The sequence below is a fragment of the Fodinibius salicampi genome (assembly GCF_039545095.1).
Classification (GTDB): domain Bacteria; phylum Bacteroidota; class Rhodothermia; order Balneolales; family Balneolaceae; genus Fodinibius; species Fodinibius salicampi.
Genome location: NZ_BAABRS010000002.1, coordinates 311,429 through 326,714, shown reverse-complemented (window position 1 = coordinate 326,714; position 15,286 = coordinate 311,429). Strand labels below are relative to the sequence as shown.

Here is a 15,286-nt window from a genome sequence, read left to right as displayed (position 1 = left end):
AATTTAAGTACAGGCTGTTGCAGGATTAATGCTATGATTTTGTGCCGGCACCAGAATAGCCATCGCATTCGAAGGCTTGACTTCGGATTTTTTTATCTCCTCATCGCTGTTTACCGGCTTGTGAAACATCTTGAAATCCTCGATATAATCGACGTACTCCAGATTCTCCAGGTAGTTTACAATCTGATACTCTGTAAAAGAACCCCCAAAACGAATATTGATCTCCGGGTCAAATACCCAGGGAGCCATCAGCCGTTTCAGATCTTCTTTCGCTTGCTTTTCGTAGAAACTAAAATCCAGTCCCGCATCAAAACGAATATCAAATTGAAAACGAACCGGCTCGTAAACCGCATTGGCCGCCCTGGTATCAGCATGAAGTGAATTATGTTTAGCCACATATTCCTCCACCCGGTCTTTAAAATCCTGGCTTACCCTTGGTTCTAACCGGTGTTCGATATTCTCTTCGGTCAACTTTGGAATCAGGACCAGCGTTACATTTCCGGGACTCATTTCATCAAGTTCGCTGCCGTCCCAATACGCATGATTCAGGCATTTTACTTTATATAGGGAAGGGAATTGTTCCAAAACAACATGCTCGTAATCCCAAATGCTTACTGCGCGATTTTTATGTCGCAGGCGCTCACTCACCCGACGGTAAAAAGCGTTGTCTGTTTCGGTCGGCCTTCCCCCGAAAGATTCATACGGCTGGCTAACTGATTTAAGCTTTGCGCGCGGGTTTACCATTTTCCCAATTGTTTCGGCGGGCAAACCGGCCTCCAGGTGATCGGTGGTATTTTCCTGATTATGGAACACAGCCGTAGCTGCCTGCGCGTGTATACCGGTAAACCGGCAAACGGCATCCGGCTCTTTTTTCAAATGGATGCGCAACCAATGCAGCCCGCCGTTTACAAGCGTATTATTACTGGTAGCCTCTTCGGGAATAGCAATCTCCACAATACCCGACCGGAGAAAGTTATTGGTTTCGTTACGGGTAAAATGGTCTTTCAAATCTATCCAGTCGTTATCTGACAGTACCGCCCATTCAATATGAGTTTCTCCCTCAGGAAAGTTACTGTACAAAGGATTCTCGCTCCCTTCCGCCACCTGAAACAGCAGGCTGATATTACTACCGGACTCCATTTTTTCCAATCCGACAAACAAAGTACCATGATTATAGGATGGCAACAGTGTTTTGTTTTCAGCAATAACGCGCTTGGTGCCGAAGGGATGCCGGTGAAACAGTACAGTAGATAGATCCTCATCCAACTCTTCTGTAAATGAAATATCTTCCCGGGCAGTATAACTGAGGGTAAGCTGATCAAGCAGCGGTGTATAAGGCTCATTGGGCAAATCAACCGAACCAGATCCTTCATCCCCTTCCACTTCTACCTCTGTCCCTTCAATTGTGATTGACATATCACCGGTGGTTTTCTGGGCCTCCATCACTGCATTAACATACAGCTCGGGATATAAATCGTGATAAAATGACTCGGTTAAAGCCAGCTCAATTTCCCCCTTTTTAGTTATGCCAGTACCAGCAATATCTACCTTAACCTGTGCAGGGTCCGTGAACAACTCAAATGTATCGGATCCGGTCTCGAAAGGAGAAGTAACCTCAACTTTAAAGTTTTCTCGCATATTATCATCCGGGGGACCATCGGATCCGTTTATAATTTCCCAAACCGGTATTCCACCTACCAGCCACTCAGTATTGTAAAAAACAGCAGCATTATAATTAATTTGGTCATCGATCTTATAACTATAGCTTTGTTTTTTGCTGTTTATAGCATCCTCATAATGTTTATAATGTTCACTGAAATTGGCCGGAAGATTCAACCATCGCATACTAAGTTCAAAACGTGAAACCGGCTTGCCATACATCTCCGGATATACAACAGACAACTTTGATCCTATTTTGGGCGAAGATCCAAAAGGACGAAATGGCTTGGTGGGATCCAGGTTCCCCAGCTCGTTTTGCAACTGCAGGGTTTTAACGCCCTCCACTTCCACCTTAAGCTCTATACTTTTTATTTTCGCTCTCTTCAAATTCTCATAATAATCGGGATCACTGAATGTCACCTTCACGACTGGCTGGTCGGTACCGATAGAAGCCTCGTGTACCGCCTCTTTATAACCCAATACCGGGTCCTCTTCCGCATTCAGCTCAAACTGCCATTTTGTTTTATTGCCTCCGGAAAAAGTTGCCTGTACAGGATCAAGCCATCCCTTCTCTCCGGTAAAGTAGGCTTTAATATTAGTCGGTGAAAGATCCTCCAGCAGTGAGGGATTGGCAAGCTCGATTGCAAGCGTAATTATTCTGTTTCCCTCTTGAAGATCCAGCAGGTGCGATGCCACATAAAAACTTAGCTCTGCTTCCGGCCACATCAGATCTTCCTCGGGCCACTCTTCTCTCCCAAAAGCCGGCCAGCTGTTCTCCTCTTTAAATTCCTTGCCCTGGCCATCTGCAGAATCCGTGACAGGGGCATGTCTTAGTATACCTTCGTCAACATATACGGACTTTAAAGAAGCTACCTGTGCGGAATTAACGACCAATGGAGTGGTCGTACTATAATTGAGAGGATTTCCCTCGCTGTCTTTTCCCGCTTTTAAAAGCACGCCTGAATCGACCAGTTCTTGCTGAGCATTTTGGGCCAACTCAAAAAGAACATGCACCTTATCTGGCGTATATGGCTGCTTCTTTAGCTTAAGTACGTCTTTATAGTAGAAATCAAGATGTCGCTGGGGCAATTCATTAATGCTTTCCTGCGGATAAGCCAACAACTTCAGAAAGCTGATAAAAAGGGCAAGATGCGGCTCGACCTCTCCGTCACCATAACGCTCCAGCAGCGATTCAATATCACCTTCGGTTTCAAAGAAATCCTGCCAGTCTCCCCGGGGCTCTTCGGCATTATCTTCCGCATAAAAATTGACAAGCCGTGCATATTCATAGGCAAAATCCAGCCAGTCATCGGCATCCAAATCATGTAGCTTCACTTTTTCCGGATCCAATGCATCCAGAAAACGTCCGGATTGCGAAGTACCCTGATGGATAAGCGGATTGCTATGTTGACAGGAGTCACTCATTCATGTTTGTCATTATATTTCGGTTCCTTCTTCCAGGTAAAAGGGAAACACCTTGTTAAAACGAGAATTGGTAGCCCGGATCAGGTACTCAATTTCAATCATCAGCCGGCCTTCATATATAAAAGTCTCGTCAATATTAATATTCAACGGTTCAATACGCGGTTCATAATACAGAATAGCCGTTTCAACCAGATCAGCCAGATACGTTTTCATCGATAAATTGAAGGATTCGAACACCATATCATCAAGATTACAGCCATACTCAGGACGCATAACCCGTTCACCTTTACGCGTGCCCACCAGTATTTCAAGACTGCGTTCAATATCTTCCCGGTTATGCGTTAATTGTACCTTACCGTCTTCTTTATCAAATGCAGGGGGAAAACTCCATCCGCTGCCTAAAAAATCTTTCCCATTCTCCATAAGCGTTTCGTTAGCCTCCAATTATTACCGTTCCGCTGCCTGCTACAATTTGTCCGCCGTGTGAAGTCATATCTCCCATCCTTGCAGCCGGTTTGCCCTCTATTAACACCGTTGCCGATCCCTGGATGATCGTATCGGGTGGTCCAGAGCACGTAGCCATATCACCCATCCGGGCGGCGGGTAATCCCTCAATTAGAACGGTAGGTGCTCCCGGGGGTAAAACGGGTCCCCCCACATGGGGAGCCCCACCCGGATTCACCATTGGGCAAATGTGCATATCGGTTATTCTTGCTGCTGACGGCATAGTTACTTGCGTTTATACTTTTTAAATTCTAAAAATCTTTCATCAATTAATTTGCACTATACTTCCTTTAATCGTAGTACTACCACTCGAGCTCACTTCGGCCGAGGCCGATCCTTCAGCCTTAAAACCTGCATTGGCTTTGACATTGATATTTGTCCCCTCAAGATTCAGATCACCAGTGGCCTTAATATTGATATCCGAAGGACTTTCCACGGTAATACCATCACTATTCATAACCATGCTGTTGCCGTTCTCATCTTCCATGACAATTTCTCCCGCATCGTCATCGACAGAAATTTTCTTGCCCGAAGGCATTTCAATAATTATAGAAGGAGCATCATCATTGAGCAGCATCTTTATTTCCCCGCGGCTCACCCATCCCTTCTCATGATTATCATCACTGGCCGCAATAGGTGCCGGATTATTAGCACTATTCAGGGAACCTAAAATAATCGGCTGGTTGGGATCGCCGTGGATAAAGCCCACCACCACTTCATCATCTATTTCGGGGCGTACAATTACTCCCCGGTTATCTCCTGCCCCTGCCGTAGCCAGCCGTGCCCACACCCCCTGCTCCTCGGTATCAATCATCGGTAACCGAACGAGGATACGTTCATCGCCATCCGGATCTTCCTCGATTTGCGTAACCAGTCCGATTTGAAGTCCGCTCACAGAAGGCATCATTCCGGCTGCAGGCTCCTCGGAAATTTTATATTGCTCGCTAAACCACTCCGGAGAAAGGCCAAACTGCACATCCATCACCCACTCCCCCTTATAAAAGCTATGCTTTACACCGCTCACAAATGCATTGCCATTAAACCGATCACCGACCCCTTCCAGGGTAATAACCGCTCCCGGATTAATCGTAGATAAACCGCGAATTTTAGCCCGGCCCCGGACCTTAGCCAGCTCGTGCTTCATGAGCTTGGCATTCGCCCATGTCTGCAACACTTCGCTGGGTATTTTAGCACCGGCCCGGAGAAACCACTCCTTATTTTCAAAACTCCCCGAGAGATCACCAGAGCTGATATTCCCCGGCGTTACCGGCGAAGAAGAAGCAGCATCTACCTCACTGGGTTCGGTTTTAGAATAATCCCAGGAAATCCCTTTTACCGATCCCATTTGGCTTGTACCATCCATTTCGGCATCAATCTCCAACAGGTTATTGCCATACACAACAGTTTCTTCAGGCTCTTGGCCAAAGTCCGGTTTCTTAATAGAAATAGTGCCTCCCTCAACGTGGCAAAACAGCCCATTTATATCAGCCCGGCTCTGAATAAAATCCCAATCGGTAGACTGAAACTGCAAAATTTCCTTATGGGTAAACTGCGTAGTTTCTACATCCGCACTTACGTTGCCATATTCACTAATAATCGTTTCAAAAACCTCGCTTTCGGTAGCGTCATAAAAATACCGGCTCTTGGGAATAGTGGTGAGTTTTATAGCCGGGTCGGTACAGCTCACGGTTAATATACTATTGCCATTGGAGCGCATTTTAATAGACTGCCCCGTAACGATTCCTTTGAACACCGTATTTTCTTCAGACTCATACCCCAGCTGAATTTCAATTTCATTGCCCGGCACGAACCAATCCTCTTCACTGACCTTGAAAGTCTGATCTGCGGTGTTACCATCAAGAATAACCACTTTCGCCCGGGGAATACGGTTCAACTCATTCCAGATATCGATAGAGTACACTTCTACTGTCGATGGGACTTCCTCCCCATCAACCAGGATAGTATGAGTTACCACACCGTTGGTTCTTGCACTGTTTGAAAGAATATCTGTTGGTAAAACCGGCATATTATTAATTCATCTTTTCAAGAGGTGGAAACACAATTTCGCTTCCCTGTTTTAAATTTCGAAAATCAGTAATCCCGTTAATCCGGGCCACTTCAAGGTAATACCTGGAGTCGCCATAAATATTATACGTCATCAGTGGCAGGGTATCCCCCTCTTCGACGGTACGAACATGCGTTAAGTCGGGAGAACTTTTATTTTCGCGTGCAACTCGCTCTGTTTCCTCCACATACTTCTTAAAGGTCGTTTTTAACACAGCCCGCAAAGGCAGTCCCTGCGGACTAAACATCTTGTGTTCAATCTCCAGGCTCTGCAACTGGCACTTAAACAGGAGCGTACCCCATACCAGCATCAGATAACGAGGACGGTGAATTTCACCGTCATAACTAAGCGCCAATTTCTTAAAGTGCATGATATCCGGTGTAACTCCGACCGGCCCGCTTTCGAGGTTGCCCAGCGCACCAGATCTATCGAGCAAAAATTCAAATCTGAGTGTCTGGGGATCCGTATTATTATATTTATTAGCGGCACTGCTGGTACCCGATGCCTGTAATTCGGAATAATTAACATACACCGACTGGGTATAGCTCTCGGGATTAACGTGAGCTTTAAAAGGCGGGACTGGCGCCGGAATTGTAAATTCAGCATTTTTATATCCGACGATAAGCATTTTCAGGGTTTCATCAGCCATAATACACTACCTGCGGTTTTTCTGCTTTAATACTTCCAACACTTTTTCTACGCATAGGTCAACCAAATTATCACGATCCCCGGTCGCCTGAGGCGGTCGTCGGCCGGGCCTTGACCTTGATCGCTCCGGCGATGGCTCTTCCACATTTACCTTAATGTGCAGTTCCTTAATCTCAATTGGCATAATCAATCCTCACATATTGATTGAAAATGTTCGATAGTGCAGCTCCAGTGTTTCAATTGCGATGGCGTTTTGCTCGGCATCAAAATCGGAGATACTCCATTTTTTAGGCCAGGCATGTACGAGGTTCCAGCTTACCAACGGATCTCCCTCCTCATTAAGCAGCATGATATCAATCGTAACCGGCTGTACCTGCATCGTATCAAAGGTATCAGTAAACCACTTGATGAGTTTGGAGTCGGTAGCCAGCCCCCGCTTCAGGGTAATATCCGAATAGCTGGACCGCACCGGCAATACATGTTCAAAGCGGTTTTCTCCACCCTCTTTATAGGTTTCGGTTTTAACCTCTGCCGAGAGTCCCGAAACGGACTGGAACCGGGTATCAATGGCATTATCTCCAATACCATTGAACGATACCTGGTAATAAAAACTGACCGGCGGATAAGATTCTGCCATTATTGATACTCTATCGTTAATCCTTCGTGTGCAAGCTCCATAGATTCGATCGCTACCTCGTTGCCGTCGGCTTTCAGATCCGTTGATTCAACCTTAATCGGCCATGCATTTTTGACTTTCCAGGTGATAAGCGGCTCATGCTCTTCGTTGAGCAGGGAAATCGTAATATCGCGCCGTTCTATAGTATTCAGCCTTATCGTATTCCACCACTCATAGAACTCGTTGTCACTCTGAAACGACCCCCGTTTAAGGGTAATATTACTATACTTTTGCAAGCCCGGCATTTTGGTTTTGGTGAACTCCGGACTGGCTCCATGGCGGTATTCGATAGGTTCTGTTTCTACATTCAGGCCAGAGACTTCTGAAAACCCGATCTTTGTACCGCCCCATTCTACCTGGAAATGAAATTTTACTAATGGATAATCACTCATGATACTTGGTTTTAGTTATGAAAATTACGATTCGAGCATTTTGTGAGAAAAACGCAGGATAATAAACTCGGCCGGACGTACGACCGCCATACCGATCTCTACAATCATTTCGCCTTCCAATACATTTTGCTGAGTCATCGTCTCACCCAGCCCTACTTTCACATAAAAGGCATCTTCAGGCTTGGCGCCCATCAAGGCGCCGGACCGCCACTGTACCGTCAAAAAGTTTTCAATCATCGCTTTCACCTTGACCCATGTATTGGCATCGTTGGGTTCAAACACGAACGGCTCGGTGGCTTTCTTCACCGATTCCTCTACCATATTGAAGAAACGCCGCACTGAAATATAGCGCCACTCATTGCTGTTGCCATCCAGCGTTCGGGCGCCCCAAACCAGCGTGCCCTTGCCGGTAAATGCACGGATAACATTAATCGATTTACCCGTGGGATGTACGTTAAAGCTATCATTTTCACTGATCGTCAATTTTTCCGCGGGGCCCGATACCCGGTTAATACTCACATTCGCCGGTGACTTCCAGACGCCGCGGTCTTCGTCTACTTTGGCGTAAATACCCGCCATTGTTGAAGATGGCGGCATGGTCATTCTCTCTTCATCAAGCAGCTTTGTCAATTCGGACTGAAACTCATTTGTATAGTGATCCTCAATATCTGAATTACTGCTTTCCGGTATGGATGTTTGGTTCGGATCATTAAGTTCTGTAATAATAGCCTCCATAGCCGTTTGAGCATCCTCGGTTGCTCCCTGGAAGGCTCCAATAGCGTCTCTTATCTCTTCCTTGGTATTAGAATCATCAATAGATTCTGAGTCAGCATATTCGGTCTTTGCAGCATCCAGATCAGAAGAAGTAAACGTCTCATCAGCAATTAATTCCAAAGCATCTTCGGCAAAAGAAATAGCCTTATCAGCATTTCTTTTTGCAATGCCCAATAAAGCTACAAACTCATCTTTTCGTATTGATTCAATAGGCTCAGCTTGCGCATCTGTATCGGCACCATCTACCCTGGTTTTAGCATCTTCCAGCTGCTGTTGCAAATTAAGAGCTTCAGCAAGTATTTGCACTTCATTCCATACAAAATCATCAAAAGGACCGGAAGCATGCTTAAATGTTACCGCTTCCGGGGTATATGCATACGAGACTGAAGTATTAAGATGCGGATAGTATGCCGCTCCATAGCGAAGAAAGGAGGTGCCAATGCCATTTCGAAAATCGCTGCCATCATCATCTTCGCTTCGCACATCAAAGATACCAAACCGGTCCTGCAGATCACCACACTGCATCAGCACATCCTTATACAAATCGTATTGGCTATCCGCTGATAACTGACTGGCTTCCGGCAAAACGATCAGCGTCACTTCATCGACTTTACGGATTTTATCCAGCCCATCCTTTAACTCCTGGTAATCCTCGATACTGTCCAGGCTGGATACCTCAGTTGCGTCATCGTAATCTCCGACCGAGACGATATAGCAAGGTCCCCCTCCGTTTGCATAAAACATTTCCAGGGCGGGATGCATCAGGTAAGGAGTTTTACCTCCTTGAAAACTTAAGGACTGAGGCAAATACGGAGCTTCTTCAGCCAGGTTCACTTCAAACGCCTGCGGTTGCGGTCCCCCGAAGTAGGTTTCATATTCCAGCATCGATTCAATACGTGTTGGCGTTTCATGCAGTGTATTTCCCTCCTCATCCTCAGCCATTTCCGTAAAGCCGATAAAGGCCGGGATTGCGGTTTCTACTTGTGCTACGGAAGGCGGAAACAGTGACTTTTCCTCTACATAAACGCCGGGTGTTTTATAACTCATAGCTGCAGGGATTTAAACATTTGGTTTTAAGATTCAATCATTTTGTGAGAAAAGCGCAGAATAATAAATTCGGCCGGCCGTACCACCGCCATACCGATCTCCACAATCATTTCCCCTTCAAGAACATGCTGCTGAGTCATTGTTTCACCCAGCCCCACTTTCACATAAAAGGCATCATCAGGCTTGGCTCCCATGAGAGCGCCGTCGCGCCACTGGTCAGTCAGGAAGTTTTCAATCATCGCTTTCACCTTCACCCAGGTATTGGCACTGTTGGGTTCAAATACAAAGCGTTCGGTGGCTTTCTTCACCGATTCTTCCACCATATTGAAGAAGCGGCGCACCGAAATATAGCGCCATTCGTTGCTGTTCCCATCCAGTGTTCGGGCGCCCCAAATCAATACGCCTTTGCCGCTAAAACTTCTGATGGCATTAATGGATTTGCCGGTACCGGTTACATTCATATCTTCCTGGTCTTCGCTGTCTAACGCTACCACAGGACGCACAACCCGGTTCAGCGATACATTGGCCGGTGCTTTCCAAACGCCCCGATTGCTGTCAACCATTGCATAGGCGCCGGCGACGGCCCCGCTCGGTGGAAACACCAGCTTAACCGACTCGATTGTTTTCCTGATATCGTAATACTGCTGCCGGTACGCCCCGTCATTGGCATGGAACAATGATTCACCAGCTGTAGCTTCGGGATCACCGGCATTTTCAATGGTTGCATCGCTATGGCGAAGCACCGAAATATCACCGGCATCCGGGTCATCCGGATTTGTGACGGATACCATTAATTCATCTTCGTTATACTGGTGGGTAAGACTCGTTTCCAGATTCGGATAGTAAGCTGCGCCATACATCAAATTGTTGGTCCCGATTCCATTCCGAAATGCCCCTATCGGATCATCTCCCGATACCTCCTCAACAGGCAATACATCACAAATCGTAAAGCGATCTCCCAGATCAGCACTTTGAGATATAGCTGCGGCATAAAGATCATGATAATCGGTTTCATTGCCGATACTTTGGGCATCCGGGAAAACGATAAGCGTCGGCTCGTCTTCTTTCTTAAGCTTATTCGTCAACGCATCGGTTAAATCCGAAGCAGAAATCGAAGGGGTTTCCTCGTAATTCCCCACTGAGATAATGTAACACGGTCCACCGCCGTTGGCGAAATAAAGCTGCAGCATATAATACATCTTATACTCCGGGGTGACGGGAATATCGGAATCCGGACTCGCGTTACCATCTGCATCAATACTGAAATCGGGCAACTCTTTGGACGGACCTCCAAAAATCGACTGGTAATCAACCATTGATTTTATTCTCGTTGGATCGGTGGGTCCCTCCTCAGTATAGCCGATAAAAGCCGGAATTGCGGTTTCTACTTGTGCTACTGATGGCGGGAATATTGAAACTTCCTCTACATAAACGCCGGGTGTTTTATAAGTGGCCATTTTCACTCTTATTTAGGCTTAAAAATTATGTTATACTCCTGACCCTTCTCAGGATCAGAAACAGTGTCTTGGGGATTTTCCCAATAAATATCTACGACGCCGTGAGCGCCTTTTTGTCCAAGTTCTTCGCTAAGATATACCTTCCGGTTGGGAGGGGGCTGGACATCTGCCTCCAACAGGTACGGACCGGACTCGCTAATATAATCCCCATTCAGGTCTATCGAGTTTATTGTTGTGATGAGAGAACCTGCGGCCGGGTCGGGATCAACCGGGTTGGTCTGTGTCAGTGACGTATTGTACTGATGGCTTAATTCATAACTAGAGGGAGGAGTCCCGGCAGCCTCATCATATACCTTAAAGGTTTGCCGATAAATGCGATAGGTATCAGCGGATGAAACCGTTTCCCCGGGATCTGTTCCAGAAGCAACGATAGAGGCCGGGCTCCCGGATATGATGGAGCCATCCGGGTTAAGATTATCAAAATAAAGACCGGGCTGATAGACCGTGGTATCGGTTTCATCTTCGCGAACCAGCCCATATTTCTCAAATAGACCGGCATCGGGGATACGGAATCCATAACTAAACCGCACGCTTTCTGAGATGGGAATCAGCGGGGTTTCAGAATAAAAGACTTCAAAGCCGGTGGAACGAGAACGAAACACCAGGTTATGATTGTCCATCAGGCGCCGGCACTCCCGGGTGGGAAAGAAGGTAAAGCCCTCCATTATATCACCCGCCCCCTCTTCGCCGAGGGTGACACTAAAAAAGCGATTATATTTAATAATAAATCCCATAATATATACTTCTTCACTCCATCAAACCTGTATCGAATTGGATCGTATCGATTTCCGGTCCCTCTACCTCATCCTCGGGCTGAATTTTAATCAATCGTATTTTGTAGAGCAGAGAAGGAAAGTGCGCACCACCGGAGATGCTCCAAATATGATTAAGCTGCTCAAAACTTAACTCCTGAAGATCCATCACAAGCTTCTTCAGTCCGCTGGGAAAAGGGTGGGAAGCCTCTTCATTTTCGGCAGTAAACCATCGTTTATTTTGAAAAAATTCTACGGTTTCGGCCAGGCGCTGCAGGCTTGTTCCATAATCATCAAACTCAAAAGCCATAAGTACATTCATATTCAAATATACCGGCGGTTCCTTATACAACAACTGGTTATTTTTGCGGATGTAATGAGGGGTATTTTTTAAGGTACTCTCCTCCTCTACATTCAGTAAAGAAATCACCAATCCCTGTTCGTGCTTTTCCTGTATCTTTTGGAGATTATCTAATGACACATCTTCAATCCCCAAACCAAGACCGGAAGTCAGTTCTTCACTAATATATTCGAGGGCTTGTTTAATCATTGTATCAGTAAGCTATTCCTTCTCTGGGGTAAATTCCGATCAAGCGCTTAACTTATTTTATTATATATAGCTTGCACGCCTTTGCTCCCTATATTCTATACTCTACTCTCATCCCTTATCGGACGGTTAATTACTCAAGTACTTCTCTTGCAATCTTTTTAATTTCCACCCCTTTTTCATTACCTAACTTTACTACCAAATTTTACTACCGAATTTTTCCATCTTCTCTTTAAAAAGAGATTCAGTCATAGACTCTAATTCGCTGGGGCAGCAGCCAAGGTGATAGTTCACAAACTTATTCAACGCCTTTTCATCCGGCAGGCTATGACGCCGGGCAATATCAAAATTAGAATAATTCCCGGACCGCAAGTCCTTAAAAATACTCTTTAAACGAATGGCTATTAACATTCTGCAGGGACGCACTGCATAGTGTCTCAAAAAACGGCGTGAAAACTTCTTGGGGTTTTGATATCCCATCAAATCGGCCCACTCTCCCACCTGAGCAACTTGCCGAAGATTTACATTCAGAGTTTCTATGGATTCGGATATATCTAAAGACTCAGTATTCATGATGCTTTCTTGATTTTATTATTTTTAATATTTATTCATCACGACACGATATTATTTAATGCCCAATGAGGTTAACGACTCCTTAAACAACCAGAAGCTTTATTTATAAAGAAAGGAAATAAAACTTCCAGCTATAACGAGCCAAAAAAAGATAATCCCTATTGCTATCTAATATTATTTTTGTAATAAACCAACAAAAATTCCTTACGTTTTTTTATAAAACGCAAGGATTTATAAAAAGGAAAAAAAATTAAGAAAAGTCAAAGAAATGGTTGCTCTCCAAGTATTTTAAGTAAGAAAAAAATCCTAGCTGAGTCACCCGGATAACTTTCGAAGATTATTAGGTCGGGAAAGCTCTTAATTTTCTCCCGCCTTTTGCCTTGGCACAAAAGGCTCTTAAAAAGCCAAGGAAAATTTAAACTCCTCGGTGCGGATTACGGTCAAGGGGGTTGAATACAGCCACCGCCCGCCCCTCGTCAAGCAGAAATTTTCCGGGTGGGGCTTGTCGCATTGAATGGAATTATAATAACAAGACTGAAGATCTTAATATTAGATCTACAATTAAGTCCCGGGTTATTCCCCTCCACCAGAGGGCCACTGACGCCTCATGCCAAGCCCTCTCAATTGGGGAATTAACAAAGCTGAAGAAAAGAATGGAAACCCTAAAACCTGCAACCTTTAAACTGGAACAGTAAACACCAGCTTAACACTTCTGACTATTATTAATAGACTCAGGCGCTTTCCTGGTACTCAAAACTATACGAGCGCTCCTTCGACGACTTCTCATCTTCAGACTCAACCTCGCTGAATACCGGCAGAAACTCCTTGCATGTCACCTCACTCTTCGTACACATATACTTAACCATCTCCTTCTTATCCTCCGACAAGTCCCGGATGCAGATAAGCACCTCATCCACATCATGTTCCTCGCAAATAGCTTTCAGGCGGTGGTAGCTGCCCAGCACCCGCAATCCCTGCACCTTCCCCTTCTGCTTATATGGAGAATCATCAATAAAGCCCACCGGATCCAAATGCAGGTCCGGATTCTGACGTATCTCACTCAGCGCCAGCCAGCCGGCATCGCCCGCCCCGTACAGCAGCACATTCTTGCCTCCATTCGTTGGCAGGGCAAACAACCGGCGCAATCCCTTGAAAGCAAAACGTGAAGAAGCCAGCATAAACATAAACAGGAACCAGTCAATAGCAAAGACACTGACAGACATATATCCGCCCATATATCCCCAGGCATAGCCGCCCGCCAGCAGCGATCCCCAAAAGGTAGCCAAGAACAAACGCATAAGATCCGCCATACCCGCATACTGCCAAACGCTTTTATAGAGTCCAAATCCTGCCAGCAGCAAAATCTTCAATACAATAATACCCGGCAGCACCTGGATGACCGCCTCCTCCACTTCAAAAGACCACATCTCAAAACGAATAAAATGGGCAAGCGTAAAAGAAACAATAATAAGCGTGATATCTACAAATATAGTTCCCAGCTGTACCTTTCGCTTCACATAGTCGGGGATACTGTCGACCATACTCTCCAGCGTACTGAGCTTCTGCTCCTCGTATACATCGAGGCGGGAGAGATAAGCCCCGAAAAATGCCAGTCCCACGAGGCCGAGCGTCAGCAGTATATAAAAGAGCGGAGTATAAGAAGGATAGAAAAGAAGAACGATTCCCCCGAAAAAAGCGGCTATCATATAGAGTGTATTAACGGCCGTCTTTTCTGAAAGACCCGAAAACACCAGTCGGTGCGAAGAGTGGTCACTCCCCCCCTGCGAAGGCGACCGTCCCTTAAATATGCGAACAAAAGTAACCAGCGTAGTATCAAAAATAGGGAGAATAGTCACCGCTATAAGCACCGGAAGGATACTGGCCGGATTAATCTCCGTGAGTGCCGGCTCCAGCATCAGCGGCAAGGCCGCCAGCATATATCCGATAAAGAGACTTCCACAGTCTCCCATAAAAATCTTTGCGGGGTTATAGTTAAAGACCAGAAACCCTGCAGACGCCCCGGCAAGAGTAAAGGCAATAACCGCAACAGAAGGCATGCTCAGCTTAAAAGCCAGTCCCCCAAAAACGAGAGCAGCAATTACCGCTATACCCGCAGCCAGCCCATCCATATTATCCAGCAGGTTAAACGCATTGGTAACGCCAATAACCCAAAGGTAGGTAAGCGGAATAGCCAGCCAGAACGGCCAGGAAGAGCTGAGCGTATATCCCATTCCGATAAGAATAGAAGCCGCAAGGAACTGTATCAGGAACTTAGCAATAGGCTTCATCTCCATGCGATCGTCCCAGAAGCCTGCGGAAAACATCATCACAGCCCCGAGCCCTACAGCCTGGTATTCCAATGGCTGGAACACCAAAGCGGTGATTACAAATGAAACAAATACGGCGATGCCGCCCATTAAAGCAACATATCGCGTATTCCAGCGTTCCTCTCTTGGTACGGATATCCACTTTAACTTAACAGCTGCCTGCCGGACCACATAAGTTCCCAACAGCGCCCCAGAAAATGATACTATAAACGGTAGCAATAGTTCATGCAATATATTATTCACCATCCCTTTGTAAAGTTGGTATGGCATTCAATTGTCAAATATAGGGTGTTTCATTTAAATTATCCACAACTTAGAAAAAAAGTCGGCTATGCCGGGTTACAGGTTGAATGTTAAAGGTTGAAGGTTACAAGTTTAAA

General features: G+C 45.7%; 14 protein-coding genes. All 14 read right to left on the bottom strand.

What is annotated here, in order from left to right; translation table 11 throughout:
* Positions 1-3: 3 nt before the first annotated feature.
* The 14 genes from ABEB05_RS09290 to ABEB05_RS09225 all read right to left on the bottom strand — a co-directional run bounded on the left by ABEB05_RS09290 (position 4) and on the right by ABEB05_RS09225 (position 15,176).
* Entirely contained in the window at positions 4-3,084 is a 3,081-nt protein-coding gene (locus ABEB05_RS09290; protein ID WP_265789563.1) for a baseplate J/gp47 family protein, read from the bottom strand.
* A gap of 12 nt (positions 3,085-3,096) precedes the next feature.
* A complete protein-coding gene (locus ABEB05_RS09285; protein ID WP_265789561.1) occupies positions 3,097-3,507 on the bottom strand; it encodes a GPW/gp25 family protein in 411 nt (136 codons plus the stop codon).
* Between the two features lie 10 nt (positions 3,508-3,517).
* Positions 3,518-3,811, bottom strand: a complete 294-nt coding sequence (locus ABEB05_RS09280; RefSeq protein ID WP_265789559.1) for a PAAR domain-containing protein — start codon at positions 3,809-3,811, stop codon at positions 3,518-3,520.
* Positions 3,812-3,853: 42 nt separating this feature from the next.
* The gene (gene vgrG, locus ABEB05_RS09275) at positions 3,854-5,614 is read right to left on the bottom strand and encodes a type VI secretion system tip protein VgrG (RefSeq protein WP_265789557.1); all 1,761 of its coding nucleotides are present in this window, start codon (positions 5,612-5,614) and stop codon (positions 3,854-3,856) included.
* A gap of 4 nt (positions 5,615-5,618) precedes the next feature.
* Positions 5,619-6,302: a CIS tube protein gene (locus ABEB05_RS09270; RefSeq protein WP_265789555.1), complete on the bottom strand. Its 684-nt coding sequence runs from the start codon at positions 6,300-6,302 to the stop codon at positions 5,619-5,621.
* A 6-nt stretch (positions 6,303-6,308) separates the two neighbouring features.
* Positions 6,309-6,485 (bottom strand): DUF5908 family protein, encoded by a 177-nt coding sequence (locus ABEB05_RS09265; RefSeq protein ID WP_265789554.1) that lies wholly within the window; start codon positions 6,483-6,485, stop codon positions 6,309-6,311.
* 9 nt (positions 6,486-6,494) lie between these two features.
* Complete coding sequence (locus ABEB05_RS09260; RefSeq protein WP_265789551.1) at positions 6,495-6,938, bottom strand: phage tail protein; 444 nt, start codon at positions 6,936-6,938, stop codon at positions 6,495-6,497.
* The gene (locus tag ABEB05_RS09255; RefSeq protein ID WP_265789549.1) at positions 6,938-7,369 is read right to left on the bottom strand and encodes a phage tail protein; all 432 of its coding nucleotides are present in this window, start codon (positions 7,367-7,369) and stop codon (positions 6,938-6,940) included. Before ABEB05_RS09255 ends, ABEB05_RS09260 begins: the two co-directional genes overlap by 1 nt.
* 24 nt (positions 7,370-7,393) lie before the next feature.
* Positions 7,394-9,190, bottom strand: a complete 1,797-nt coding sequence (locus ABEB05_RS09250) for a phage tail sheath family protein (RefSeq protein ID WP_265789547.1) — start codon at positions 9,188-9,190, stop codon at positions 7,394-7,396.
* A 26-nt stretch (positions 9,191-9,216) separates the two neighbouring features.
* Entirely contained in the window at positions 9,217-10,647 is a 1,431-nt protein-coding gene (locus tag ABEB05_RS17125; RefSeq protein ID WP_265789545.1) for a phage tail sheath family protein, read from the bottom strand.
* An 8-nt stretch (positions 10,648-10,655) separates the two neighbouring features.
* Entirely contained in the window at positions 10,656-11,441 is a 786-nt protein-coding gene (locus ABEB05_RS09240) for a hypothetical protein (RefSeq protein ID WP_265789543.1), read from the bottom strand.
* 13 nt (positions 11,442-11,454) lie between these two features.
* On the bottom strand, positions 11,455-12,009 hold the full coding sequence (locus ABEB05_RS09235) for a Pvc16 family protein (protein WP_265789541.1): 555 nt from the start codon (positions 12,007-12,009) through the stop codon (positions 11,455-11,457).
* Between the two features lie 192 nt (positions 12,010-12,201).
* The gene (locus ABEB05_RS09230) at positions 12,202-12,579 is read right to left on the bottom strand and encodes a helix-turn-helix transcriptional regulator (RefSeq protein ID WP_265789539.1); all 378 of its coding nucleotides are present in this window, start codon (positions 12,577-12,579) and stop codon (positions 12,202-12,204) included.
* A gap of 731 nt (positions 12,580-13,310) precedes the next feature.
* The gene (locus ABEB05_RS09225) at positions 13,311-15,176 is read right to left on the bottom strand and encodes a hypothetical protein (protein WP_265789537.1); all 1,866 of its coding nucleotides are present in this window, start codon (positions 15,174-15,176) and stop codon (positions 13,311-13,313) included.
* Positions 15,177-15,286: the final 110 nt, after the last annotated feature.